20 protein-coding genes are annotated in these 21,234 nt (G+C 62.3%); 6 read left to right on the top strand and 14 right to left on the bottom strand.

The window, feature by feature from the left end:
* The first annotated feature begins 8 nt into the window (after nucleotides 1–8).
* Complete coding sequence (locus IAE38_RS17185) at nucleotides 9–674, top strand: response regulator transcription factor (protein ID WP_028634292.1); 666 nt, start codon at nucleotides 9–11, stop codon at nucleotides 672–674.
* On the opposite strand, the gene nahK is transcribed toward IAE38_RS17185, so the two are convergent.
* The 9 genes from nahK to pstS all read right to left on the bottom strand — a co-directional run bounded on the left by nahK (nucleotide 671) and on the right by pstS (nucleotide 11,165).
* Nucleotides 671–3,319 (bottom strand): hybrid sensor histidine kinase/response regulator NahK/ErcS', encoded by a 2,649-nt coding sequence (nahK, locus tag IAE38_RS17180; RefSeq protein ID WP_236404132.1) that lies wholly within the window; start codon nucleotides 3,317–3,319, stop codon nucleotides 671–673. The two genes, IAE38_RS17185 and nahK, sit on opposite strands and share 4 nt — an antisense overlap.
* A complete protein-coding gene (gene nosP / locus IAE38_RS17175; RefSeq protein WP_201218403.1) occupies nucleotides 3,249–4,412 on the bottom strand; it encodes a nitric oxide-sensing protein NosP in 1,164 nt (387 codons plus the stop codon). Before nosP ends, nahK begins: the two co-directional genes overlap by 71 nt.
* A gap of 127 nt (nucleotides 4,413–4,539) precedes the next feature.
* A complete protein-coding gene (locus IAE38_RS17170; RefSeq protein WP_201218402.1) occupies nucleotides 4,540–5,724 on the bottom strand; it encodes a porin in 1,185 nt (394 codons plus the stop codon).
* 262 nt (nucleotides 5,725–5,986) lie between these two features.
* Nucleotides 5,987–6,586: a hypothetical protein gene (locus IAE38_RS17165; protein WP_201218401.1), complete on the bottom strand. Its 600-nt coding sequence runs from the start codon at nucleotides 6,584–6,586 to the stop codon at nucleotides 5,987–5,989.
* Nucleotides 6,586–7,278: a hypothetical protein gene (locus tag IAE38_RS17160; RefSeq protein ID WP_028634297.1), complete on the bottom strand. Its 693-nt coding sequence runs from the start codon at nucleotides 7,276–7,278 to the stop codon at nucleotides 6,586–6,588. The genes IAE38_RS17165 and IAE38_RS17160 overlap by 1 nt, the downstream gene beginning before the upstream one ends.
* A gap of 93 nt (nucleotides 7,279–7,371) precedes the next feature.
* Nucleotides 7,372–8,133 (bottom strand): phosphate ABC transporter ATP-binding protein PstB, encoded by a 762-nt coding sequence (gene pstB, locus IAE38_RS17155; RefSeq protein WP_042141089.1) that lies wholly within the window; start codon nucleotides 8,131–8,133, stop codon nucleotides 7,372–7,374.
* A gap of 75 nt (nucleotides 8,134–8,208) precedes the next feature.
* Nucleotides 8,209–9,102 (bottom strand): phosphate ABC transporter permease PstA, encoded by an 894-nt coding sequence (pstA, locus tag IAE38_RS17150; RefSeq protein WP_028634299.1) that lies wholly within the window; start codon nucleotides 9,100–9,102, stop codon nucleotides 8,209–8,211.
* Nucleotides 9,102–10,067: a phosphate ABC transporter permease subunit PstC gene (gene pstC, locus IAE38_RS17145; RefSeq protein ID WP_201218400.1), complete on the bottom strand. Its 966-nt coding sequence runs from the start codon at nucleotides 10,065–10,067 to the stop codon at nucleotides 9,102–9,104. The genes pstA and pstC overlap by 1 nt, the downstream gene beginning before the upstream one ends.
* Before the next feature lie 66 nt (nucleotides 10,068–10,133).
* Complete coding sequence (gene pstS / locus IAE38_RS17140; RefSeq protein WP_201163199.1) at nucleotides 10,134–11,165, bottom strand: phosphate ABC transporter substrate-binding protein PstS; 1,032 nt, start codon at nucleotides 11,163–11,165, stop codon at nucleotides 10,134–10,136.
* Nucleotides 11,166–11,361: 196 nt separating this feature from the next.
* Between pstS and IAE38_RS17135 the strand changes: the two genes are divergently transcribed.
* A complete protein-coding gene (locus IAE38_RS17135) occupies nucleotides 11,362–12,057 on the top strand; it encodes a type 1 glutamine amidotransferase domain-containing protein (RefSeq protein ID WP_201218399.1) in 696 nt (231 codons plus the stop codon).
* Between the two features lie 163 nt (nucleotides 12,058–12,220).
* On the top strand, nucleotides 12,221–12,628 hold the full coding sequence (locus IAE38_RS17130) for a response regulator (protein ID WP_201163201.1): 408 nt from the start codon (nucleotides 12,221–12,223) through the stop codon (nucleotides 12,626–12,628).
* 41 nt (nucleotides 12,629–12,669) lie between these two features.
* Here the strand turns inward: IAE38_RS17130 and IAE38_RS17125 are convergent, their stop codons facing one another.
* The gene (locus IAE38_RS17125; protein WP_201218398.1) at nucleotides 12,670–14,268 is read right to left on the bottom strand and encodes a histidine kinase famiy protein; all 1,599 of its coding nucleotides are present in this window, start codon (nucleotides 14,266–14,268) and stop codon (nucleotides 12,670–12,672) included.
* Between the two features lie 198 nt (nucleotides 14,269–14,466).
* On the opposite strand from IAE38_RS17125, the gene IAE38_RS17120 reads away from it, so the two are divergent.
* The 3 genes from IAE38_RS17120 (at nucleotide 14,467) to IAE38_RS17110 (ending at nucleotide 17,739) form a co-directional block, all read left to right on the top strand.
* On the top strand, nucleotides 14,467–15,276 hold the full coding sequence (locus IAE38_RS17120; RefSeq protein WP_201163203.1) for an alpha/beta fold hydrolase: 810 nt from the start codon (nucleotides 14,467–14,469) through the stop codon (nucleotides 15,274–15,276).
* Nucleotides 15,273–16,451: a PAS domain-containing sensor histidine kinase gene (locus IAE38_RS17115; protein WP_201163204.1), complete on the top strand. Its 1,179-nt coding sequence runs from the start codon at nucleotides 15,273–15,275 to the stop codon at nucleotides 16,449–16,451. The genes IAE38_RS17120 and IAE38_RS17115 overlap by 4 nt, the downstream gene beginning before the upstream one ends.
* Before the next feature lie 82 nt (nucleotides 16,452–16,533).
* Complete coding sequence (locus tag IAE38_RS17110; protein WP_201218397.1) at nucleotides 16,534–17,739, top strand: zinc-dependent alcohol dehydrogenase; 1,206 nt, start codon at nucleotides 16,534–16,536, stop codon at nucleotides 17,737–17,739.
* A 52-nt stretch (nucleotides 17,740–17,791) separates the two neighbouring features.
* Here IAE38_RS17110 and IAE38_RS17105 read toward each other — a convergent pair whose 3' ends face one another.
* From IAE38_RS17105 to IAE38_RS17090, 4 genes are all read right to left on the bottom strand, one after another.
* Nucleotides 17,792–19,822: a hybrid sensor histidine kinase/response regulator gene (locus tag IAE38_RS17105; RefSeq protein ID WP_201218396.1), complete on the bottom strand. Its 2,031-nt coding sequence runs from the start codon at nucleotides 19,820–19,822 to the stop codon at nucleotides 17,792–17,794.
* Between the two features lie 109 nt (nucleotides 19,823–19,931).
* Complete coding sequence (locus IAE38_RS17100) at nucleotides 19,932–20,456, bottom strand: hypothetical protein (RefSeq protein WP_201163207.1); 525 nt, start codon at nucleotides 20,454–20,456, stop codon at nucleotides 19,932–19,934.
* 30 nt (nucleotides 20,457–20,486) lie between these two features.
* The gene (locus IAE38_RS17095; RefSeq protein WP_201163208.1) at nucleotides 20,487–20,657 is read right to left on the bottom strand and encodes a hypothetical protein; all 171 of its coding nucleotides are present in this window, start codon (nucleotides 20,655–20,657) and stop codon (nucleotides 20,487–20,489) included.
* Between the two features lie 9 nt (nucleotides 20,658–20,666).
* A complete protein-coding gene (locus tag IAE38_RS17090) occupies nucleotides 20,667–20,900 on the bottom strand; it encodes a PLDc N-terminal domain-containing protein (protein WP_201218394.1) in 234 nt (77 codons plus the stop codon).
* Nucleotides 20,901–21,234 lie beyond the last annotated feature (334 nt).

The raw sequence follows: 21,234 nt of genomic DNA, 5'->3' as shown, positions 1-21,234 counted from the left end.
AAAAGGCCATGTACAAAATCTTGATCGCCGACGATCACCCGCTGTTCAGAGAAGCCATCCACAACGTCATCAGCGACGGTTTCCAGGGCACCGAGGTGATGGAAACCGCCGACCTGGACAGCGCCCTGGCGTTGACCCAGGCGCATGACGACCTCGACCTGATCCTGCTGGACCTGAACATGCCGGGCATGCACGGCCTGAACGGCCTGATCACCTTGCGCAACGAGGCGCCCACCACGCCGGTGGTGATCGTGTCCGCCGAACAGGACAAGCAGATCGTGCTGCAGGCCATTACCTACGGTGCGGTAGGGTTCATCACCAAGTCCTCCCCGCGCGGGCAGATGATCGAGGCCATCGAGCAGATCCTCAACGGCAACGTGTACCTGCCCCCCGACATCATTCGTGCGCAAAAAAGCACCACCAGCCGGCGCCTGAGCGATGCCCCCAGTTTCCCGCCTGAGATGCTGCAAGCCTTGACTCGCAAGCAGTTGCTGGTGCTCGAACGCATGACCAAGGGCGAGTCGAACAAGCAGATCGCCTACACCCTGGACATTGCCGAGACCACGGTAAAGGCCCACGTCTCGGCCATCTTGCGCAAGCTCAACGTGCACAACCGGGTACAGGCCATTCTCAGTGCCGGGGACATCGACTTTACCGACTACCTGCGCCGCTAGGCACGCGGGGGCTGATGCATGGCCAGTAAATGAGTCATGGCAGTTTTCAGCTTCATGGGCCGCACCGGCTTGTGCATCAGCGTGTGGCCCAGCTCGCGTACCTGCTGCTTGAGCTCATTGCTGTAGTTGGCCGTGATCATCAACGCTGGGAGTGGCCGTGCCCGGCGCCCATTGATGCGCGCCACCGCATCCACACCGTTGCAGTCGTTGTCCAGGTGGTAATCGGCAATCAGCAAGTCGGCATGGGCGTGGAAATTGTCCACCTGGCGGGCCAGGTCCTGCTCCGAGAGCGCGGTAACCACCCGGCACCCCCAGCCCTCCAGTAACGTGCGCATGCCGGCACAGATGGCGGCGTCGTTGTCCAGCACCCAGACCTGGGCGCCACGCAGGCATTCAAGCATCGGCTCGCACACGGCCTGGGCCAGCGGAGCTTTGGGTGCAGCAGCGCTCAACGGCACCTCCACGGCGAACACCGACCCTTTGCCAGGCCATGACCGTACTACGATGCGGTGGCCCAGAATGCCCGCGATCTTTTCCACGATCGCCAGCCCCAGCCCCAGGCCACGGTCCTGGTCGGGCCGCTGCACGGCCCCGCGCTTGAACTCCTGGAACATCTCCTCCAGGTGCTCTTCTGCGATCCCGATGCCGCTGTCCCAGACCTCGATGCGCACCCGGTCGCGCAAGCGACGGCAACCCAGCACCACCCGGCCCGTCGGGGTGTAGCGGATGGCATTGCTGAGCAGGTTGCGCAGCACCCGCGCCAGTAGCAGGATATCGCTGCGCACCACCGCCGAGCAGCCCACGAAGTGCAGCGCCAGGCCTACACTGCGCGCCACCTGGGCGTATTCGGCGGCCAGGTTGTCCATCAGTTCGGCCAGGGCGAAGGGCGCGATATCGGCCTTGATCACCCCGGCGTCGAGCTTGGAAATGTCTACCAGGGTACCCAGCAGGTTCTCCACGTCCTCCAGCGAGTTGCTGACGTTGCGCACCAAGTGCGCACTGGCCTGTGGGTCGCGGCGTTCGAGCAAGGCCGCGGTGAACAGCCGTGCGGCATTGAGCGGTTGCAGCAGGTCGTGGCTGACAGCCGCCAGAAACTTGGTTTTCGACAGGTTGGCCTGCTCGGCCTCGCGCTTGGCTTCTTGCAGCCGTGCTTCGGCGCGGCGGCGTTCGTCGATTTCGCGCAGCAGCTGGCCGTTGAGCGAGGTCAGTTCGGCGGTGCGCTCGCGCACGCGCAGCTCCAGGTGCTGGTAGGCCTGGTGCAATGCCTGCGAGGTATTGCGCCGCTCGGTGATGTCGCGGATCAGCACAAAAATACCCACCACCTCCCCCCCCGCCAGGCGGTTGGGCACATAGGAGCGCAACATGTAGCGCTCCTGGCCGCTGGTGTTGGTTTCGGCGAACTCGAACGTGACGCTCTCCCCAGCCAGGGCCCGTGCCACATAGGCCTCCAGGCGCTGACAGTGTTGCTCGCTGTGGGCTTCGCGCAGGCTCTGGCCCAACATCAGGCCACTGGGCCAGCAGTACCACTGCTCGTACACCTTGTTGGTGAACTCGTAGACCAGGTCAGCGTTGAGGTAAGCGATAAGGGCCGGCACATGGTCGGTGATCAGGCGGATCCAGCGGGCGCTTTCACTCAACGCTTGCGCATGCTGGTAACGCTCGGTGATGTCGGTGAAGGTATTGACGAACCCGCCGGTGGGTAACGGGTGGGTACGGATCTCCAGCATGCGGCCGCCGAACAGGCGTTGTTCGCACTCGTGCAGCACGCGCCCGTGCGCATCACGGCTGTCGGGGGTAAGCAGCCGCAATTCGCTGTCGGCGATCACGTCGGCGAAGGGGCGGTGTGCAGCCACCGGTGCCAGGCCGCTAAGCTCCAGAAAACGCCGGTTCCACAGCTCCAGTACGCCCTCGGCATTGACCATGGCCACACCCTGGGACAGGTTGTCCACCGCCCGTTGCAACAGGTGCGATTTCTGCGCCAAGGCCTGCTCGCGGCGCAGGGTCTCGCTCTGCTTGACCTCGGTGATATCGGTGAACAGGATCACCCGTCCACCGTCGCAGGTAGGCCGCTCGCTCACCTGCAACCAGCGGCCGTTGTGTTGACGGTACAGCACGTTCTCCTCAGCATGGCCGCGCGGCTCTTCACTGAACAACCCGCTGCTGGCCATCAACCGCCTGACTTCGGCCAGGCGCATGCCGGCCATGATGCGTACCCGTCGGTTGGCCCAGAATGCCTTGAAGCGGCTGTTGCACAGCACCATGCGCAGGTTGAGGTCGAACAGCACGAAGGCGTCCGAAATGCTTTCGATGGCATCGACCAAGTGCTGGTGAGCCGTTTCGGCGCGCAAACGGGCCTCGCTGAGCAACTGGTTGCCCGCCTTGAGCTCGGCCATGGCCTGGTTGAGGGCGTCGGTACGCTCGCGCACCTGTTCGGCCAGCACCACCGAGTGCTGGAACGCCGCATACGGGCCGTTGCCCCGCGTGGCACCGGTTTCGATGCGCTCGATCAGCGCACCATTGATGCGCTGCAGCTTGTGGTTTTCGTGCTGCAGCCGAGCGATTTCGGCGTGCAGCTCATCGACCGATTGGGGGGTGATTGCGGGCAATGGCAACGCCGGTGAAGGTCTGGTTGATGTGCATGCCATTGAACTGTTCTCCGTAGGTGTTGAAGCCGATCACCCGTTGCTCGCGCAGAAACGCCCCGACCGGCTCCAGGCCGCGCTGGCCCTCGAGCTCCAGGCGGCGCAGAAAACAGTCGCAACCAATGGTCAGCAACAGCGGGCCCAGGCGCTGCTGCAAGCCTTCGAACAGCTGATGCAGGTTCGGCAACAGCGGGCCTGGGGTCATGGCAGTCAGCACGATGCCGGTTTCCACAGCGCAGTAGAAGCTCAGGCTCAGGTCGGCGTGCACCTGCTGGATGGCCCGCACGTAATGCTGGTCGTGCATGCGCACGGCCAAGGGGTGGGCGGCGAATACACGGTGGTCCAGCGCCGCCACCGGCACACCGATCAGCCGGGCATATTCCTCGGCGGCAGGCTCGGCGTTCAGTTCGTAGACCCTACGCTGGGTGCTATCGGCGCCGGTAACCACAAGTTTGTCCTGCCGGGGCAGGATGTGGTGGGTGGTGAACACCTCGAAATCGAGCCAGGTGTTGAACAGCACCACTACGGCTGCCCCAGTGTGAAATGCCCCGGCGTAGTACACGTGGGTACGGGTCAGGTAGTTGTCGTCCCCGGCCGACCCGCCAAAATGCGGGATGTCACCCAAGGCTGCGCTGAAGGCTGCCAGCACCGTCTCTTCACGGCTGGACAGCCCATCGAGCAAAGTCAGCGCAAAACTGTGGCCTTTGATAGGCGCCAGGGTGTTGCTGCGACAGCAACTCACCAGCCGCTCGACCGTCTGCTGGGCGTCGATCAGGCTGAAGCGCTCCATTTCGTCGATCAACTCTGCGGCGATCGAGAAGTGGCGGTGGTCAAAACCGACCGCCGTGACGCAATTGCGCCCATAGCCTTGCGGGGTGATCTCACCGGCGCTGGTGCAGCCCACCAGGCGAATGCCGCCGAATCCCTGCTCCAGGGCTTCGGCCAGCGTCGGCAGGTCGTACTCGGCCGTGCAGAAAAACAGCACGAACCCCAGGTGCGGATGCAGCAGTTGACGCGCCAGTTCCTGGGCGGCCAGGCGGGCATCGCTGGCCTGGGACATGGCGCTGACCACGCCCTCGTTGTGCGCCTGCTGCATCGTGGTCTCCGGCATGGGCTGGCTGAACGGTCAGTGTACGAAGCCCGCGCCGGGGCACGAATGCTACTTGGGTAGCGGGTGGGGGCTTCGATGGTTGTAGTTGCGGCTGCCGCGCTTAACCGGCTGCTTACCAGGTGAGTACCGCACCTACGGCAAAGGTGTCGGTGTCTTCGTTCTGGGCGCTGGTGCCATGCCCATCGATAGAGAACTGGTTGTACTCGGCCACCAGCTTGAGGTTGTCGTTGATGTCATGGAACAGCGCAATGCCGCGGGTTTGGTAATCTGCGCCGCTGCCCACCGCGCCATTGCCGTCGTCCTTGGTCTTGCCGTAGGACAACGCCAGGCGGTTCTTGCCCAGCTTGTACGACGCCTGCAACAAGTAGCCATCGCTGTCGACGTTGCGCAGCACCGGCTCCCCCGCATTGTTGGTGAAGAACGGGTTGATGCCTTTGGCCTGGAACCCTGAACCGGTCACAGAGAAGCCACCCATCTTGGCCTGTACGCCATAGCCAACCCCCTTGGAGGTCACGGCGTTCACGTCGGCGTCGGTGTTGTCGGAGGTCTGGTAGCTGCCGTTGAGCCAGCTGTAGACCTGCGCACCGCCCAGGTCGAACTGGTAAGTGATTTCAGCCTCGGTACGTGGGTTTTTCTGGTAGGCCTTGCCGGTCGGGCTGCTGTCGTTGGTGTCCACCGGGTCCATGATGCCCACCGCTACCCGCAGCCCCTGCATGACCGGCGTACGGTAGGTGATCTGCGAGGTTGGGAACGGGTACGGGTAGCCGCTGCCGATATTGCCGAACGAGACACCGCCACCGTCCACCAGCCCGAGCGTGTCGCTGACCTGACCGTAGCCGGCAAGCAGTTCGTCCAGCAGGATGTTGGAGCGGGCGAACAGCCCGAAGTCCTTACCGATCAACACTTCACCCCACGCCGGGTTGGCCACGGTGCCGTAGAACTGCCTGACATCGATGGCGGTATCGGTGCCGTTGCTTTCGCTGTCATTGATGCTGACCCAGAACGAAGCGCGTGCACCGAGCTTAAGGTCATCCACCTGTTTGCCCATGTTGAAGCCCAGGTAGTTGGGCAGAAACCCCATCTTTACCCGCGACTGGCGGCGGTCGAACTGCTCGCCTTCACGGTCGACCTTGCTGTTGACGTAGAAGGCATTGATATAGCCATCGGTAGAGAACGTGGTCTGGTCCTTGTCATACAGCATTATTTCGGCACTGGCGGCATCGCTCAGGCACAGCGTTGCAACGCTCAACGTGGCAGCTGCGAGCAGACGGGGGTGCGGGTTCTTATTGTTGTACATGGCGCGCTCCGGAACGGGGACGGGTTGTCGGAGGCGATTATCAGAAGCCGCATGGGCGCAGGGTACGCTGCTTTGGAGGGCATTGGCGTGGGCTTTGGGCAGCCTTGCCGGGCGCAATGATTCAGTGCCAGGACCGGCCTAAGCCAGGTCTCGGCACTTCAGGCCTACGCCTGGGTAGCAGGCAGGGCCTGGCACTTGCGCAGGCCGGGGGCAGGACATACATGAGGAGTACCAGGCAAGCACCGCCTGGCAAGCGTTGGCGTCAGGAGACCAGGGCCGAGGGGCGCTGGGATACCGGCCTTGGGAACCTGTGCGGTTGCTGCCAGGCCAATTGCGCCTGCACCTCGCCGGCTGCGTGGAGCACCTTCTGTGCCCAGTGCCGGTCCTTGGGGCACACCACCACCACGCGGAAACCGTGGTCTACGCCTTCGAGGCGCACGCCTTCGGAATCGTCGACATGCAGGTCGATATCGAACGCCGACGGCAACTTCGATGGCGCCAGGGTCAGGCCCTTGTCAGCCAGCACCTGCTGGTGTCGGTCGCTGTTGACCACGCCATCGACGCGGATGCCATACAGCATCAGCCAGCGGCGGATGTAGGCTGGCGTGCGGCCGGACGAGGTGTAGATCCAGATGCTGCAGCCCTGCCGACGCAAGTCACGGATGAGCGCGCGGGTGCCCTTGCGCAGCGGCTCGCCCCACCAGCGGTGGACAAACGCGGGCAAGCGGCTACCCTCTGCCGCCGCATGGTCCGGCTGGCAGGCCAGCGTGTCGTCGATGTCGAACGAAATACGCACCTGTGGGCGGCGCAGTGTACGCGCCAGGGCCCGTTGGCCTCGCTGCAGCATTGAAATACGCTCCATCAGCGGCTGCCCCCATGAGCATGCGCCCCACGCAGGAAGAACTTGCCAGGGGCAGGTGCCTTAGCTTCAAGGAAGGCAGCGTATTTTTTCTTGATCTTGGGCAATTCGTACAAAGCTTTCACACCATGCTTGGCGGAGTTGCGAATGACCGAGGACGGGTTGAAGTAGCCCTCGGCGTTGTCCAGCGACAGCACGAACGGTGGTAACCCTGCGCGCATCAGCAGGTAACTGACGATCAGCGAACCGGTGCGGTTGTTACCTTCGATGAACAACTGCGGCTTGCTGAGGATGCGCACATAAACGCCCGCTGCACGTTTCCAGATCGAGTCGCTGCCGTAGGAGCAGTACCAGTTGTACAGGTCCTTGATGCCGCCTTCGACGTTGTTGAAAAAGTGCGCCTCGGTGGCGGCCAGGTGCGGCGCGAATTCCTTGCGCCGCTCAGGGTCGCTGCCGCACAGCACGGTGGCATTGATTTCGAGCATCAGGTTCAACTGCTGCAGGTCGAACAGGTCGATACCGCGAGCGACATAGTCGTCAATCAGCGCATAGCCTTCAAGCACATTCAGCAGCACCTCGTCGGTGAACGGGTCGCGGGGTTCGGTAAAGTGCCGGCTGAGTTCGGCAAAGTGCCCCTGCACCTCGCGCAGTGCGCGCTCTATCGCTGAAAGATCAAGTCGGGGTATGGCTGCCATCGGTTATCCCTGGTTACATTTTAGTGACACACATGCAGCCGGGTGCAGGCGCCTTCCTGGCCCCTGCACCCGGCTGCCTGAAGCTCATCAGCGTCAGCTGAACTTGCCGCTGATGTAGTCGGAAGTGAGTTGCTCACGCGGGTTCTGGAAAATCTGGGTTGTCGGGCCCATCTCGACCAGGTAGCCGGTACGGGTGCCCTGGGTGATGTCCACCGAGAAGAACGCGGTGGTATCCGCCACGCGGATCGCCTGCTGCATGTTGTGGGTGACCAGGGCGATGGTGTAGTCCTTCTTCAATTCCACCATCAGTTCTTCTACCCGGCGCGTGGCGATCGGGTCCAGGGCCGAGCAAGGCTCGTCGAGCAACAGCACTTCAGGCTCGGTGGCAATGGCGCGGGCGATGCACAGGCGTTGCTGCTGGCCGCCGGACAACGACAGGCCGCTGACCTTGAGCTTGTCTTTCACCTCGTCCCACAGCGCGGCCCCTTGCAAGGCGTGTTTCACGCGGTCGCCGATATCACCCTTGTAGCGGTTCAGGCGCAGGCCGAAGGCAACGTTGTCGAAAATGCTCATGGAAAACGGGTTGGGCTGTTGGAACACCATGCCGATGTAGCGGCGCACCACGACCGGGTCAACACCCTTGCCGTACACATCCTGGCCCAGGAAGTGTACGTGGCCTTCGAAGCGGAAACCCTTCACCAGGTCATTCATGCGGTTGAGGCTGCGCAGCACGGTACTTTTGCCGCAGCCGGACGGGCCAATGAAACCGGTGATCTCGTTTTTACGGATAGGCACGTGGCTGTCGCGCACGGCCATGAAATTGCCGTAGAAAATCTTGTCCAGCTTGCAGTCCATTACGATAGGGGCTTCGCTGGCCAAGGGAGCGGCTCTTTGGGCGGTGGATACGTTCACGGTCGAATGCTCCCTTTCTCAATACTTGGGCTTGCCGAAAACTCGGCTAAGAATGTTGATTACCAGCACGATCATCACCAGTACCAGCGAGGCCGCCCAGGCGAGCTCGAGCTGGTTGTCGAACGGCATGCCGGAGAAGTTGTAAATGAGCACGGCCAACGACGCAGTCGGGTTCATCACCGCCAGGCTGCCGTCGTGGTAGATCCAGTAGTTGCTGAACAGCGCGGTGAACAGCAGCGGTGCGGTTTCGCCCGCAGCCCGTGCCACGGCCAGCATGACGCCGGTCAGAATCGCCGGCAGCCCGGTGGGCAGCACGATTTTCCAGATGACCTGGGCACGGGTGCAGCCCATGCCGTAGGCAGCGTCTTTCATGATCTTGGGTACCATCTTCATCGCTTCTTCGGCGGTGAGCACCACGATGGGCAGCATCAGTACCGCCAGCGCCACACCACCGGCCGGGGCCGAATAGGTGCCCGTGGTCATGACCACCAGGGCGTAGGCGAACACACCCGCCAAGATCGACGGCAGGCCGGTAAGCATCTTGGCCGCGAAGCGTGCCGCGTTGGCCAGCTTGCTGTCAGGGCCCAGTTCGGCGAGGAACACCGCAGCCAGGATACCCACCGGTACTGCGATGGCGGCTGCGATGCCGACCATGACGAAGGTACCGGCCATGGCGTTGCCGAAACCGCCGCCCATTTCGAAGCCGGTGGGCGGCAACTCGGTAAACACTTCGAGGTTGAGCCGCGCACCGCCGCGGGTGATCAGCATGTACAGCACCGAAATCAGCGGCACGCTGGCCACCAGGGCGGCGAACCATGCCAGGCTGGTCAGCAGCACGCTGCGCAGGGCGCGGCCTTCGAGCTTGCGCTGCAGGCTGGGCAGCGCGGCAACAGGGGTAGAGAGGTCAGTCATCATTTATTACCCCGCTGGGCGTAGAGCATGATCATCGAGCCGAGCACGTTCACCAACAGGGCGATGAACATCAGCACCAGGGCGGCGTACATCAGCACTTCCACCTCGTTGGGGCCAGCCTCCGGGAAGTTCAGCGCCAACAGTGCAGCCAGGGTATTGGCCGGGGCGAACAGCGACAGGGAAATGGTGTTGGCGTTACCCACCAGCATGGCCAGTGCCATGGTTTCCCCCAGGGCGCGGCCCAGGCCGAGCACCAGTGAACCGAAGATGCCGGTTGCAGCGGAGGGCACCATCACCTTGAGGATCGCTTCCCAATGGGTAGTACCCATGCCGTAGGCGGCCTGCTTGGTCTTCATCGGTACGCTGGTCAGCGCGTCCTGGGACACCGCCGCGATGGTCGGCAGAATCATGATTGCCAGTACCAGTGCCGCTGGCAGCAGGCCAGGGCCGCTCAGTGAAGTACCGAAGAAGGGGATCCAGCCCAGCTCGCTGTTCAGCCACGCCGTGAGCGGGCGGATGGCCGGGATGACCACATAGATGCCCCACAGGCCATAGACCACGCTGGGGATGGCAGCCAGCAGCTCGACGATGGTGCGAAACACCGCCGCCAGCCTGGCAGGGAGAAAGTCCTGGGTCAGGAAAATAGCCATGCTGACGCCGAAGAAGCCTGCGATCAGCAATGCAATCAGGGCGCTGTAGAGCGTGCCCCAAATGGCAGGAAGAATGCCGTACTTGCCTTGGTTGACGTCCCAGACGCTGCCGAACAGCACGTCGAAACCGTGCTTTTCGATGCCGGGCAGTGCCTTGCGGCCCACTTCATAAACCAGCGCGAAGACCAGCGCCAGCACCAGCACCACGCCAATACGGGCGAGCGCACGGAAGGTGCGGTCCACCAGAAAGTCTTTTGTCGACGGTGGCTGGCACGCGGAGTCTGGGTTATCCGGTATGGCAAAGGGTGTGTTCATTGGCAGGTTCCGGGACAGGGTGCAACACCCCCGGCGCGGTACACGCACGCCGGGAGCGCCTGGGTGTTACTGGATGTTGGCGGACGCTTTACGCACTTGCTCGACAACCGACGGTGGCAGCGGGATATAGCCCATGGAGTCGGCGATCTTCTGCCCTTCGGTCAGGCTGTACTCGACCATTTCACGCATGGCCTTGGCCTTGGCCGGGTTACCGTTGTCCTTGCGGAAGATCATCCAGGTGTACGAGGTGATCGGGTAGGACTTGGCGCCATCCGGGTCAGGCAGCCAGGCCACCAGGTTTTCCGGCATGTTCACGGCAGCCAGGGCTTCTGCACCGCTTTCGGCGGTCGGTACCACATACTGGCCGGCCTTGTTCTGCAGCTGGGCGAAGTCGACCTTGGCCAGCTTGGCGAAGCCGTACTCGATGTAGCCGATGGCGCCTGGGGTCTGGCGAACGGTGGCGGTTACGCCATCGTTTTTAGGCGATTTGATGAACTTGTCGGTGGCGGGCCAGTTGACGGTGTTGCCCTCACCCAACCCCTGCTTGAAGTCTGGGTTGATGGCCGACAGGTGCTTGGTGAAGACGGCGGTGGTGCCGCTGGAGTCGGCACGTACCACCACGGTGATCGGCGTGGCTGGCAGTTTCAGGTCAGGGTTGGCCGCGGCGATCTGTGGGTCGTTCCACTGGGTGATCTTGCCCAGGAAGATGTTCGAATACACATCACGTGGCAGTTTCAGGCCCTTGGGGTTGCCTGGCAGGTTGTAGGCCAGAACGATTTCGCCGGCAGTCATGGGCAGCAGTTGCACGCCCTCGCCTACTTTGGCGATGTCCGCTTCGCTCATGGCCGAGTCGCTGGCAGCGAAATCGACGGTCTTGTTCAGGAAGTCCTGAACGCCTGCGCCACTACCCTTGGATTGGTAATCAACGGTGACACCAGCGGTCTTCTTGCTGAAGTCCTTGAACCAGGTCAGGTAGATCGGTGCAGGGAAACTGGCGCCCGAACCGGTCAGGCGGACATTTTCTGCGGCGAAGGATGCCGAGGTGGCGCAAAGGGAGACCGCAACGGCGAGTGCAGCAGACTTCATCAGGCGTATCATGGAAAAGCGCTCCGTGTGATGGCCGGCACACTTTGCATCAGCTGTGTTACAGCTTTGTGACCATCCGGTGGCAACCCGCCTGCCAAGGCACCGGCGAGGCCCTGGGCACATCGATGGAACGCTGCCGGCGCACCGAACTCCCACTCTTCAGGCAGCGCGTTTGGCGCTGCGCGCCCTTACCTGGAGGAAGCCCTGCATGAAGAAAATCCTGATGGTGCTGACATCCCATGATCAACTGGGTAACACCGGCAAGAAAACCGGCTTCTGGCTGGAGGAGTTCGCCGCTCCTTATTATGTATTCATCGACAATGGCGCCGATGTGACCCTCGCCTCGCCCAAAGGCGGCCAGCCACCCCTGGACCCTAAAAGCGACGAGGCCGATGCCCAGACTGATGCCACCCGGCGCTTTGCCCGCGATGCCGAGGGGCAGGCGGCCCTGGCTGATACCGTGCCCCTGGACCAGGTGGACCCCTACCACTTCGATGCTGTGTTCTACCCAGGTGGCCATGGGCCGTTGTGGGACCTGGCCGAAGACAAGCATTCGATCACCCTGCTGCAGGCGTTCTATGCAGCCAACAAGCCGATTGCTGCTGTGTGCCACGCACCCGGGGTGCTGAAGAACGTCAAGGCGCCTGACGGGCACCCTGCAGTGAAAGGCAAGCAGGTTACGGGCTTCACCAACAGCGAAGAAGCGGCTGTAGGGCTTACCGATGTGGTGCCGTTCCTGGTCGAAGACATGCTCAAGTCCAAAGGCGGTGCCTACTCCAAAGGGGCTGACTGGTCCAGCCATGTGGTCGAGGATGGGCATTTGGTCACGGGCCAAAACCCCGCATCCTCCGAAGCCGCAGCCAAGGCGCTGCTTGCCCGGCTGGCACAGGAACCTGGCGCCTGACCTCACAGCCCTGGCACTTGCGCCCTTGAAGCAAACGTTTACGGAATTATTGCTCAGGGGCGGTGGTCAGACGGGTAGCGCACAGTTATCGCTCGCGCGTTGCCTTGCGAGCCAACACGGATGTCCCCTCTAAAACCTGAGTGCGCCTAGCCTGAGTACTGCCATGAAAGTGTGCGAGCTTCCAAGATGTCCGACTGTCCTGCTGGTCGAGGACGAACCCATCATTCGCGAACTGATTGCCATCGCACTTGAAGACCTCGGCGCCACGGTCACCAGCGTCGAAACCGCGCAGGAAGGCCTGGAAATGACCTCGCATTCCTCCTTCTCGATGCTGCTGACCGACGTACGTACCCCCGGTACCGTCGACGGGCTGGAGCTGGCACGCCAGGTCGGCAAGCAGCAGCCGGACACGCGTATCGTGGTCATGAGTGGCTATCACGACCCCTCAAGCCAGGCGCTGCCGTTGGGTGCTGTGTTTCTGCCCAAGCCGTGGACGCTTGACCATTTCATTGGTGTGGTCAGCGACCAGTTATCGCGCTCAGTAAAACCGCTGGCACAGCCATTGAGGTGATGCCGTATCAGCGCCCTGGCATGCAGGGCGCTGATGAATTCTCAGGCGATCCCAGTTGGCCCGTCCAACACCTGCCTTACCCGCCTTGCCAAATCATGTGGCTGGCAGGGCTTGGAAATCACATCAAATTCCGACCCGCCAATATCCGTGCGTTCGATGGAGTTCTCTGCGTAACCCGTTGTCAGGAGCACCTTTATTTGCGGCTGCAGGCGGCGCACCTCCCGCGCCAGCATCACCCCGTTCATGCCACCTGGCATGATCAGGTCGGTGAACAGCAGGTCGTAGCGTTCACCCGCCTGGATAAGCTTCAACGCCTCGCGCGCGTTAAGCACCATATCTGCGTCATAGCCATAATTTTCCAGCACCATCTTGGCCAGTTCGGCGACGTCCGGGCGGTCCTCGACAATCAAAATACGCTCTGTGCCCGAGCTGCGCTCCGCAAGCTTTACGGGCTTTTCCTGCACCGGGCTTGCTTCATCCACTGGGAAATACAAGCGCAACGTAGTGCCCTCGCCTTCTTCGGTATAAATACGCGCAGCGCCCCCGGACTGCCTGGCAAACCCGTACACCATCGACAGCCCCAGCCCGGAGCCTTTGCCCTCCTCCTTGGTGGTGAAGAACGGGTCCATCACCCGGTCGCGGATGCTGGCTGGCATGCCGATACCATTGTCGGTAATCGAGATGCTTACATAGCTGCCGGGCAACAGCCCATCAAAGGACTGGTTGATATCGCTCACCTGGATATTGCGGGTTTCGATGAACAGGTGGGGCCGTTTGCGGCCGATCAGGGCGTCCCGCGCATTCATGAAGATATTCAGCAGCGCAACCTCGGCCTGGGTGCCATCGATACGGCAATTGCGCAGTTGCGGATCCAGGTCGTAATCCACCGTCACTTCGCCGCCGAAGGTGCGCTCGATGATGGGGCGCACGTCATCAATGAGGTGGTTGAGGTTAAGCACCCTGCCGTGCAACTTCTGTTTGCGGGCGAATGCCAGCAGCTGTTTGGTCAGCGTGCTGGCCCGGTCCACGGCGGTTTGCGCGTGGCCCACACTGCGGCGAATGCGGCTCAGGTCGGGCTGGGCTTTGTCGGTCTCGTTGGCGACCAGGCCCATGTAGCCGCCCATGACCTGCAGCAGGTTGTTGAAGTCATGGGCGATACCGCCAGTGAGCTGGCCGAGGGCTTCCATCTTCTGCGCTTGGCGCAGGGCGTCCTCGGCATCGCGCCGACGGCTTACATCCAGCTGCGAGGCGAAGAAATAGATCAGGTCGCCCCGTTCGTTGAAAATCGGCGAAATGAACAAGGCATTCCAGAAGCTTGAGCCGTCCTTGCGGTAGTTGAGCACTTCCGTGGCGATATCGACCCGACGGGCGATGGCGTCGCGGATGGCATCCACCACTGCCACTTCGGTTTCGTCACCCTGTAGAAAACGGCAATTGCGCCCCAGGATCTCGCTGCTGGCATAGCCGGTCATGTCCAGAAAGGCGCGGTTGGCGAAGATGATCGGGTTGTCCTCGCGGTTGGGGTCGGTCACGATCATCGGCATGCGCGTGGTTTGCACCGCCGCGAAAAACATGTCGTGCGGCAGCTTGGAGATATCCCCGGAAGCCTGATTGCTGACGCGTGCCTTCTTGTCCGTCACGGGACTCTCCTGAATGAGCGGTGGTGCAAATCGTCAACTCTTGACAACGGCGCAGCCCAAGTTGCTCATTCGGCGTTCCGCGTTTACGAAACTTATGCCGAACAGCCACTGTCGACTCGTTCGCGCCTGGCCTATCCTGCACAATGAGCTGCCAAGCCCGACACCCAACAAGCATGATGCTGCTGCCCGTGGAATCTCATGAATCTAGCGCTGCGTAACAACGTACAGGTCACCGGTAGCGGCCCAGCCACCCTGGTGTTTTCCCACGGTTTCGGCTGCGACCAGTCCATGTGGAAGTACCTGCTGCCCCACTTTCACGGGCGCTTCAGGCTGGTGACCTACGACCTGGTAGGCGCCGGGCAATCGGACCTCACCGCCTACGACCGCCGCAAATACGATTCGCTGCAGGGCTACGCCCAGGACCTCAACGAGGTTATCGATGCCTTCGCCGAAGGCCCGGTGATCGTGGTCGGCCATTCGGTCAGCGCAATGATCGGCGCCCTGGCCGACCGCAAGCAGCCAGGGCGCATCACTGCCCATGTAATGGTCGGGCCGTCCCCCTGCTACATCGATGACGGCGACTACATAGGGGGCTTCAGGCAGGCCGATATCCAAAGCCTGCTCGACACCCTCGACAGCAATTACCTGGGTTGGTCCAGCACCATGGCTCCCGTGATCATGGGTGCCCCCGGGCAACCGGCGCTGGGCGATGAGCTCACCAACAGCTTCTGCCGTACCGACCCAGAAATCGCAGGGCACTTCGCCCGCGTCACGTTCCTGTCGGACAATCGCCAGGACATTGCCGGCCTGACCACGCCGGTATTGATCCTGCAGTCCCACGATGACCTGATCGCCCCCGTTTCGGTGGGTGAGTATCTGCATGCGGTCATGCCCAACAGTACGCTGTGCCTGATCGAGAACATCGGCCACTGCCCGCATATGAGCGCACCTACTGCCTGCTCCCAGGCCATGGACGCGTTCTTGCAGCCCTGGGCGCTCGGCCAATGACCCCCGAAGACGCCCTGCCGCTTGTAGAGCAGCTGTACGAAGGCGCCCCCTGCGGCTTGGTCGTCACTACCGAAGCCGGCGTTATCGTGCGGGCCAACCAGACCTTCTGCAACTGGCTGGGGCACTCGCTGGAAACGTTGTTGCAGCGCAGGTTTCAAGAGCTGTTGACCATGGGCGGGCGCATCTTTCACCAGACCCACTGGGCGCCCTTGATGAAAATGCAGGGCTCCGTGGCGGAGGTAAAACTTGAAGTGCTCCACCGCGACGGCCATGTCATCACCATGCTGCTCAACGGGGTGCGGCGCGAGCACGCCCATGGCGTATTTCACGAAATGGCCCTGTTCGGCACCATCGAACGTGACCGCTATGAGCGTGAGCTGCTGGCTGCCCGCCGCCGGGCCGAACAGTTGCTGGCCCAGACCACTGAAGCAGAAGCGGCCTTGCAACACGCCAAACAGGAGCTTGCCGACGCCTACCATGATGCCCAGCGGCGCGCGGCCTTTGCCGAACAGATGGTGGCGATCGCCAGCCACGACCTGAAAAACCCGCTGACGGCGATCAAGATGGCCACCCAGTTGCTGGAGCGCGGCGAGCACCGGGAAAAGGAGCGGCGCCTGCTGAGCAGCATCAGCCATTCTTCGGAACGGGCGCGGCGCATGATTGCCGACCTGCTCGACTTTGCCTCGGTGCGTATCGGCGAAGGCATCACCATCCGGCGCAGCCCTACGGACCTGCCAAGAACCGTGGATCAAAGCGTCAACGAGCTGCGCGTGGCCTTTACCCACGCCCACATCCGCCACCTGTCCCGAGGCCATGGCGAGCTGGACATCGACGGTGATCGGCTGCAGCAGATGATTGGCAACCTGGTTGCCAACAGCGTGGCGTACGGGGACCTCGCCCATCCCATCACCCTGACCACCGACCTGCAGCCCCACGCGGCCGTGATCGCCGTGCACAACCATGGCCCCTGCATCCCCGAGCGTTCGCTGCCAACGCTGTTCGCCCCCATGACGCGCGCCAGCAGCCACCGCGACCCGGTGCGCTCCATCGGCCTGGGCTTGTTCATCGTCAGCGAGATAACCCAGGCGCATGGGGGCGCTGTCACCGTCAGTTCCGATGCGGTGTACGGCACCACCTTCACCATCCGCCTGCCAGTCGGGGCGGCTGCCTGCTGAGGCCGGTGCGCGCCGGGAGCTGAACTATACTCACGCCGTGGTTAACCCTGAACTGCACAACCGACCTTGCAGGAGCTGAACCATGAGAGCACTGACCTTCCACGGCGCGCAGGATGTCCGGGTCGATACGGTTCCAGACCCAACGCTCCAGGCCGATGACGACGTCATCTTGCGCGTGACAGCCACGGCCATCTGCGGGTCGGACCTGCACCTGTACCACGGCAGGATTCCGCAAACCGAACCCGGCGATATCTTCGGCCATGAATTCATGGGTATCGTCGAAGAGGCAGGCCCCGGCGTTACAGACCTGAAGGTCGGGAACCGGGTAGTCATCCCCTTCGTGATTGCCTGTGGCAACTGCTTCTTCTGCCAGCACGACCTGTTCGCCGCCTGCGAAACCACCAATACTGGGCGCGGCGCCATCATCAATAAAAAAGTGATCCCGCCAGGGGCAGCCCTGTTTGGCTACAGCCACCTGTATGGCGGCATACCGGGCGGCCAGGCGGATTACGTGCGGGTACCCAAGGCCAATGTGGGGCCGTTCAAGGTGCCCACGGCGCTGCCGGACGACAAGGTGCTGTTCCTCTCCGACATCCTGCCGACGGCCTGGCAGGCCGTGACCAACGCCCAGGTAGGCCAGGGCTCGACAGTGGCCATCTACGGGGCCGGGCCTGTGGGGCTGCTGAGCGCGGCCTGTGCCCGCATGCTGGGCGCGCAGACCATCTTCATGGTCGATCACAACGACTACCGGCTGGCGTTTGCCCGCGATGCCTACGGTGTGGTGCCGATCAACTACGAACAGGATGATGACCCGGCAGACAGCATCATCCGCCTCACCCCAGGCAAGCGCGGCGTAGACGCGGCCATTGATGCGGTGGGCTTCGAAGCCAAAGGCAGCACTGCCGAGGCGGTACTCACCACCCTCAAGATCGAGGGCAGCAACGGCAAGGCCTTGCGTCAGTGCATTGCTGCCGTGCGCCGAGGTGGGGTGGTGAGCGTGCCAGGCGTGTATGCGGGGTTCATCCACGGCTTCATGTTCGGCGACGCATTCGAAAAAGGGCTTACCTTCAAGATGGGCCAGACCCACGTGCACAAATATCTGCCGGAATTGCTCGAGTACATCGAGGCAGGCCGGTTGCAGCCGGAACAGATCGTTACCCACCGCATGGCGCTCGAAGAGGCCACCCTGGCGTACAAGCTGTTCGACCAGAAAAAAGACGATTGCCGCAAGGTGATTCTGGTGCCTGGTGCGGCGGCGAGCGTATCGGCGAGCGGCATGTCGGCTTGATCGAAGGGTTGGCTGACCGGGGCCGCCTGTCGGCCCCAACCATTACCAGAAACTACAGGCTTAGGGTGTTGAGCGCCTTGATGAGCGTATCAAGCGTGAACGGCTTGCTCAACACCGCCCCCGCCTGCCCCGGCCAGCCTACGGTTGCAGGCTCGGTAGGGGCATAGCCAGTCATGAACAACACCGGCAGCCCTGGCCGTGCAGCCCGGGCTGCTTCGACCATTTTTCTGCCATCCAGCCCACCCGGCAGGCCCACGTCCGTGATCAGCACATCGATGCGCGTGTCAGAACGCAGCAACTGTAAACCTGCCAGGCTGTCTGCTGCTTCGATCACCACATACCCCAGCCCATTGAGGATCTCGCTCACGTACATGCGAACCGAGGCTTCATCATCCACCACCAGCGCCGTGTGCCCGGGCACTGCGCGGTGGCTGGTGGCACTGGGCGGGGGTGCCATGGCCACATGGCCCGGCTCCCCATGGCTGGGCAACTGCAGGTAAACCCGGGTACCCACCCCCTCGGTGGACTCGATGCGCACCTGCCCGCCACTCTGTTTGGCAAAGCCATACACCATCGACAGGCCCAAGCCCGTACCCGCCCCTACGGGCTTGGTGGTGAAAAACGGCTCGAAGGCCTTGGCCAGGGTGTCCGGGGCCATGCCTGTACCCCCATCGGCCACGCAGATGCACAGGTAGTCGCCACCCTGCAACTCAGGGTCGGCACCGTCTTCTAGATGCTGGTCTTCAGTATGAATACTGATACAACCCGCGCCGGCGAGTGCGTCACGGGCATTGATGCACAAGTTGACCAGTACGTTCTCAAGCTGGGCCGGGTCTACCAGGCAAGTGCTGGCCAAGGCCTCAAGGCGCACCTCGAGCGTGATCGAAGGCCCCACAGTACGGCGGATCAACTCCTCCATACCGCCAATCAATGCATGCACATCGGTTTCCACCGGCAGCAACGTTTGCCTGCGGGCGAATGCCAGCAGCCGGTGAGTCAGTGCCGCTGCCTTGCGGGTAGCACCATGGGCCACGGTGAGGTAACGCTCGACATCGTCCATACGCCCTTGCCCCAAACGCGCGCGGATCAAGTCGAGGCTTCCCGAGATACCTGCCAGCAGGTTGTTGAAGTCATGGGCGATCCCGCCCGTCAACTGCCCCACTGCCTCCATCTTCTGCGCCTGGCGCAGGGCTGCTTCAGCTTCTTCACGCTCGGCCACCGCCTGACTGATGCGTGCTTCGAGCGTGCGGTTGAGCTCCAGCAACTGGGCCTCGGCCTGCTTGCGGGCCGTGACATCAATGGACGAACCAATCAGCCCGATCACCTCGCCATCGTCGCCAAGCAGGGGCGCTTTCAACGACAGCCAATAGGTGGCAGAGCCATCAGGCATATCCACGCGCTCCTCGACCTCCACGGCCTTGCCGGCTGCCATGACGCGCTGATCGGTTTCCATCACCTGCTGCGCCTGCTGCTTGTCTTCGAGGAACTCCAGGTCGGTCTTGCCGATGTAGTACTCAGGTGGCTTGCCGATCAGCACGGTGGTGCCATGGTTGGCTACCAGCATCCGCCCCTGGCGGTCCTTGGCATACACCACACCCGGCACCGCAGCCGTGAAGGTGCGCAGCATGGCCATGACCCGGTCGCGCTCGGCCTGGGCGGCGCGGCGTGACTCGATGTTCATCAGCACACCCGGGAAGCGCACCGGCGCCCCCTCCCCGTTCAACTCAACCCGCCCGCTGGCCTCTACCCAGCGGTAGCAACCATCGTCATGACGTACGCGGTACTCGCAGCGAAACGCACCGCCGCAGGCCATGGCGGCCTGAATGGCATCGGCCACATGCTCACGGTCTTCGGGATAGATGGAGTCGAATGCCTCGACCAACGGCATACCCGCCAGGCACTTGGCAAGTGGCAAGCCGAACGAGTGGGAAAAGCGCTCGTCAGCGGTTACCCGGTCGTTGGTGATGTCCCACACCCAAGTACCGATGATTGCGCCCGCGCTAAGCGCAAGCTGCAGCCGCTCGGCCGTCTGAGCAGCGTCATCCTGGCCCCTGGCAGCGCTGCCAGCGGGTTGTTGTTCCATGCGTCGACCTCGAACATCGTGAAGGGTCAGCACAGCCAGGGCGCCACGGCCCGCGTGCTGCAGGTGCACATGATGGGCATGACACACGGGGGTTGAAAAGGGCTTGGCGCTAAGCCAGCTGAATAAACAGGGCGTATGCGCCCAGCAGCACCCAGCAGGCGAGGAAAATCCACGGTGTACGCAGTGAGAACAACAGCGATTTACGATGCCCGGCTCGGGAGGTTTCCGCCTCACTGAACAGTGGAGACTCATCGTAGGCCAGGCCCATCATGGGCTCGCTGCGCAGTAAATGGCTTTGCTTGAGCTGCCAGTGTTCGATGATCTTGAACGCTGCGCGAATACCCGGCCACGCATTAAGTGAGCTGAGCACACCGAGCAGTGCCAGAAACGGAGGAACGACCAGGGTAAACATCTCACCCCAGCTTTCGTTCAGGTTACCCATTGCCGAGACAAACGCGATGACCAGAAATGACTGAGCCGCCAAGTACGCATCTGTCCGGTTAGCGAGGATACTGGTTTCGTACTGGATTTCCTGCCTGTAAAAATCCAGCCGCTCCTTGGGGGAGCCGAACATGCGCGCGTTTTGCTCCTCCAGGTCAGTCTCAGGCGTAGCCGGGGTGATAATACGTGGCACGTTACAGCTCCTTGGTGTGCTGGCGACTCATTACTGTTTACGTGCTTTCCGGGGTGTTTCCCGGGCGGCTTTCTGCGCTGTTGAATCCTGCGAGGTACCGGTTGAACCCTCAGGGCGGTGAGCATCGTTGTCGCGCTCCTGCTCACCGTTGGTTTTGGCCAGATCCGCGCCCTTGCGTTGCTCGTCACGTAGCTTGCTCATACTGCCACCTCAACCTTTGCTGTGTTCCGGCGAGGAGGGCCCGGTGCCGCGCTTTATGCCACGCGGGCCCCACACACCCCATATCCCCAGGCCGATAACCGGGAGCGCCAGCAGTACGAGTGCCCACAGCGCCTTGGTGGTGTCTGCCTTGTCACTGCGAAACACGCTGACGATGGCCCACAGGTCCACCAGAAGAATGATCACCGCCAGGGCAATCCAGAAGTAGGTCACAGGCTCAGTCATGATCACGCCCTCAGTTGGCGGCCAGCGATCCCGACCTCCTATGTAGAGGAAGCCCATGCGCACCCTGAAGTTCAGCCTGGTTCCTCCAAGGTGGACGGGTGGGCGTGGATGCACTGGATCAAACCCGCTTGCGAACCGCCCCTGAAATGCACAACGCGCATGCGATGACTTTCGCGAAGCGGTACAAGAGCCTGCTCCCTCTCCTGTCGCGTGAAGCACCTGTGCGCCCTGCGCGACCGTGAACAGAATATTTCATTAAGCATTTCAGGATGTGTCCAGCATACTCGAGGCGATTGATCGCTCAACAACAATAGATTTGTGCTGGAGAACCGTG

Source organism: Pseudomonas sp. S32 (assembly GCF_016648095.1).
GTDB classification, from domain to species: Bacteria; Pseudomonadota; Gammaproteobacteria; order Pseudomonadales; family Pseudomonadaceae; genus Aquipseudomonas; species Aquipseudomonas parafulva.
Note: the sequence above shows the minus strand (reverse complement) of the source record. Positions and strands in the feature narration are given on the sequence as shown.

Coding starts and splice junctions, on each gene's coding strand:
- IAE38_RS17185 (WP_028634292.1), top strand. CDS start 9: ATGTACAAAATCTTGATCGCCGACGATCACCCGCTGTTCAGAGAAGCC.
- nahK (WP_236404132.1), bottom strand. CDS start 3,319: ATGGCATGCACATCAACCAGACCTTCACCGGCGTTGCCATTGCCCGCA.
- nosP (WP_201218403.1), bottom strand. CDS start 4,412: ATGCAGCAGGCGCACAACGAGGGCGTGGTCAGCGCCATGTCCCAGGCC.
- IAE38_RS17170 (WP_201218402.1), bottom strand. CDS start 5,724: ATGTACAACAATAAGAACCCGCACCCCCGTCTGCTCGCAGCTGCCACG.
- IAE38_RS17165 (WP_201218401.1), bottom strand. CDS start 6,586: ATGGAGCGTATTTCAATGCTGCAGCGAGGCCAACGGGCCCTGGCGCGT.
- IAE38_RS17160 (WP_028634297.1), bottom strand. CDS start 7,278: ATGGCAGCCATACCCCGACTTGATCTTTCAGCGATAGAGCGCGCACTG.
- pstB (WP_042141089.1), bottom strand. CDS start 8,133: ATGGACTGCAAGCTGGACAAGATTTTCTACGGCAATTTCATGGCCGTG.
- pstA (WP_028634299.1), bottom strand. CDS start 9,102: ATGACTGACCTCTCTACCCCTGTTGCCGCGCTGCCCAGCCTGCAGCGC.
- pstC (WP_201218400.1), bottom strand. CDS start 10,067: ATGAACACACCCTTTGCCATACCGGATAACCCAGACTCCGCGTGCCAG.
- pstS (WP_201163199.1), bottom strand. CDS start 11,165: ATGATACGCCTGATGAAGTCTGCTGCACTCGCCGTTGCGGTCTCCCTT.
- IAE38_RS17135 (WP_201218399.1), top strand. CDS start 11,362: ATGAAGAAAATCCTGATGGTGCTGACATCCCATGATCAACTGGGTAAC.
- IAE38_RS17130 (WP_201163201.1), top strand. CDS start 12,221: ATGAAAGTGTGCGAGCTTCCAAGATGTCCGACTGTCCTGCTGGTCGAG.
- IAE38_RS17120 (WP_201163203.1), top strand. CDS start 14,467: ATGAATCTAGCGCTGCGTAACAACGTACAGGTCACCGGTAGCGGCCCA.
- IAE38_RS17115 (WP_201163204.1), top strand. CDS start 15,273: ATGACCCCCGAAGACGCCCTGCCGCTTGTAGAGCAGCTGTACGAAGGC.
- IAE38_RS17110 (WP_201218397.1), top strand. CDS start 16,534: ATGAGAGCACTGACCTTCCACGGCGCGCAGGATGTCCGGGTCGATACG.
- IAE38_RS17105 (WP_201218396.1), bottom strand. CDS start 19,822: ATGGAACAACAACCCGCTGGCAGCGCTGCCAGGGGCCAGGATGACGCT.
- IAE38_RS17095 (WP_201163208.1), bottom strand. CDS start 20,657: ATGAGCAAGCTACGTGACGAGCAACGCAAGGGCGCGGATCTGGCCAAA.
- IAE38_RS17090 (WP_201218394.1), bottom strand. CDS start 20,900: ATGACTGAGCCTGTGACCTACTTCTGGATTGCCCTGGCGGTGATCATT.